The 3,125-nt window shown below is 47.1% G+C and carries 2 protein-coding genes; one reads left to right on the top strand and one right to left on the bottom strand.

Annotated elements, in window-relative coordinates:
* The first annotated feature begins 464 nt into the window (after positions 1–464).
* Positions 465–776 (top strand): hypothetical protein, encoded by a 312-nt coding sequence (locus B5D39_RS16635; RefSeq protein ID WP_078791620.1) that lies wholly within the window; start codon positions 465–467, stop codon positions 774–776.
* 484 nt (positions 777–1,260) lie between these two features.
* On the opposite strand, the gene B5D39_RS16630 is transcribed toward B5D39_RS16635, so the two are convergent.
* On the bottom strand, positions 1,261–1,488 hold the full coding sequence (locus B5D39_RS16630; RefSeq protein ID WP_078791619.1) for a hypothetical protein: 228 nt from the start codon (positions 1,486–1,488) through the stop codon (positions 1,261–1,263).
* Between the last annotated feature and the right edge of the window lie 1,637 nt (positions 1,489–3,125).

Below are 3,125 nucleotides of genomic sequence, written 5' to 3'. Positions count from 1 at the left end.
TGCGCTGAATTTCACCAGTATCTCAGACGTCAGTTGGTCGGCAGTTCAAGCAGCACCGCTCCGGCGTCGCCAGCCGGTTATCTCGTAAACGTTAGAAACTTTGTGTGGTAGCGTCCTCCGTGGAACCTAAAGTCAAAAACGCTTCGGCCAGCTAGGCCGCATAGAATCCGGCTTGGCAGGCATCGCAGCAAGTTGAAATTCAGTGGTTATTTGGTAAGCTATTTCGGCGGTTCGGCAAGTTCCAGCAAGTCGGTTCTTCCGGCTTTTGTGGGTGGTTTGTGGCAGTGCAAGGTAAACGCCAGCTTGGTCAAGTTCTTCCTCGCTCCTAACGGCTCAATCAACTCGGACTGGCTTACTGTGCGCTGAATTTCACCAATGTCCAGGTCATCAGTTGGCAGGTTAGTCAAGCAGTACCGCTCCGGCGTCGCCAGCCGGTTATCTCGTAAACGTTAGGGTAGCTACCAATGACTGATCTCAAAATCATATCTTGGATTTTTTATGCACTTGAAATGGCATCAGGCACTGGATCAGCAAACTTTCGGGAAATTTCACAAATCGCTGACGGAATTAATCACGCAGTTCCAACAGACAAAGAACTTCAGCAGTCGCTAGACGCGCTTATCAGCGTTGGGTTTGTTTCAAAAGAATCAAAACGTTATCAGCTAACAGACGAGGGTAAATTAGTGCTTATGGCCGCTCATAAAAATTCAAATACCATTTCCCAGACATGGGCTAATCTCCATAAGCTGTTAATGTCACATATCAAGTTACCCTAACGGCTCAATCAACTCGGACTGGCTTACTGTGCGCTGAATTTCACCAGTTTCTCAGTCGTCAGTTGGTCGGCAGTTCAGGCAGCACCACTCCGGCATCGCCAGCCGGTTATCTCGTAAACGTTAGAAGCCTTTGGTGGCAGCGTCCTTCGTGGCACCTAAAAACAGTGGTATTTTCAGGCTGCTAGCCCGCATAAAATCAGCATCAGCGGGCATTTGGTATGTTGTAATTCAGGGGTTGGTTTGTAAGCTGTTGCGGCAGGCAGGCAAGTTCCAGCAAGTCAGCAGTTCCGGCTCCGGTGGGTGGTTTCATCAGCGCAAGGTAAACGCCAACTTGGGCCAGTGCTTCTCTGCTCCTAACGGCTCAATCAACTCGGACTGGCTTACTGTGCGCTGAATTTCACCAGTTCCTCAGTCGTCAGTTGGTCGGCAGTTCAGGCAGCACCTCTCCGGCATCGCCAGCCGGTTATCTCGTAAACGTTAGAGGCTACTGTTCAGGCTTAACTTCAATTACAAAGGTTTTGCCGGTGTAATTGGCCAGCTTCTGCAAATTAGCCCTTGTAGGTTCACCAATACCTTTGAGGTAGTTCTGTACTGTATGCAATATCAGCCCTGTGGCTCTTGCAGTTCCTGCTTGCCCATGTTTTGCTACCAGTTCGGTTACAACGGCAACCACTTCTGGCGGTGTGCTTGTTTTGCCTTTTGTTCTACCCATAATCCGGCTCCTTTGCTGCCTCTAACGGCTCAATCAACTCGGACTGGCTTACTGTGTGCTGAATTTCACCAGTTCCGCATCATAACCTTCTGTCTTTATGTACTTTTTTAAACGCCAGCCGGTTATCTCTCAGGCGTTAGAAACTTTTTGTACCAGCGTCCTCCGTGGCACCTAAAGTCAAAAACGCTTCGGCCAGCTAGGCCGCATTAAATAAGGGCTGGCGGGCTTTTCGCAACGGGTTGAAATCCAGTGTTTGTTTGGTAAGCTATTTCGGCAGGTAGGCAAGTTCCAACAAGTCGGTTCTTCCGGCTTTTGTGGGTGGTTTCTGGCAGCGCAGGGTAAACGCAGGCTTGGTCAAGTTCTTCCTCGCTCCTAACGGCTCAATCAACTCGGACTGGCTTACTGTGCGCTGAATTTCACCTATGCCTCAGTCGTCAGTTGGTCGGTTAGTCAGGCAGCACCGCTCCGGCGTCGCCAGCCGGTTATCTCGTAAACGTTAGATTTTATTGAGAGGGAATATGCTTACAACTATATTTTCAATATTACTTGGCGTATTCGCACTTATAATTATAATTTATCAGGGGAGTCTGCCCTTGTTTACAATTCCATTTTTTCTGCATATATCTGCAAGTATTTATCTTTCAATCAAGCATCTTATGTCACCAAACAAGGGTTTACTTCATATAAAGACAATTGTGTTCGGGGCTCTCCCTGTCACTACAATAATTCCAGCAATATTATTCTACGGTGGAGATGATGGTCCTGGAATGCTTTGGGTGTTTATAATTGGCGGAGCGTCACTACTTTTTGTTGTACTGTATTTTTGTTCAAGTATCTGCGGTAAGCTGCTTAACAGAGACACCGCAAACATTCGGAATCGTGAATAAATCTAACGACTCAATCAACTCGGACTGGCTTACTCTGCGCTGAATTTCACCAATGCCTCAGTCGTCAGTTGGTCGGTTAGTCAGGCAGCACCGCTCCGGCATCGCCAGCCGGTTATCTCGTAAACGTTAGGGTGTTCTCGTATATGCCCAAATTCAAATTGTCACTAATATTTCTAACCTTTTTTGTTGCTACTTCAAATTGCTGGGGAGAGGTATGTCTTTGTCCCAAAGGCAGTAACATTAGTACATATGCCGAAAACCGTTATAAATATGCAGACCTCATTGTGCTTGGACGACCATTGAAAATAATGGAGACGACTGAAAGCAAGATGTTTCGTATGACTGTCGAAGTTCTTGAATCCATAAAGGGACATTCAAAACCAATAGAAGAAATTTTCTATAATTTTCTAATGCCACCACCCAAAGTAGGAGAAGTTAGGTTGTTCTTTCTTAAAAATAATTCGGCCTACACATGCCCAAATAACTTGTGTAGCTTTACTCAGGACGCTGTAATTATGGAACTTAGGCGTATTGACGCTCTATCCCAGCAGCCACCCTAACGGCTCAATCAACTCGGACTGGCTTACTGTGCGCTGAATTTCACCAATGTCTCAGTCATCAGTTGGTCGTTTAGTCAAGCAGCACCGCTCCGGCATCGCCAGCCGGTTATCTCGTAAACGTTAGAAACTTTGTGTGGTAGCGTCCTCCGTGGAACCTAAAGTCAAAAACGCTTCGGCCCGCTAGCCCGCA

The sequence above is a fragment of the Trichlorobacter thiogenes genome, from assembly GCF_900167465.1.
In the GTDB taxonomy this organism is placed as follows: domain Bacteria; phylum Desulfobacterota; class Desulfuromonadia; order Geobacterales; family Pseudopelobacteraceae; genus Trichlorobacter; species Trichlorobacter thiogenes.
The sequence above is the reverse complement of the archived record's forward strand: the minus strand, read 5'-3'. Positions and strand labels throughout refer to the sequence as shown.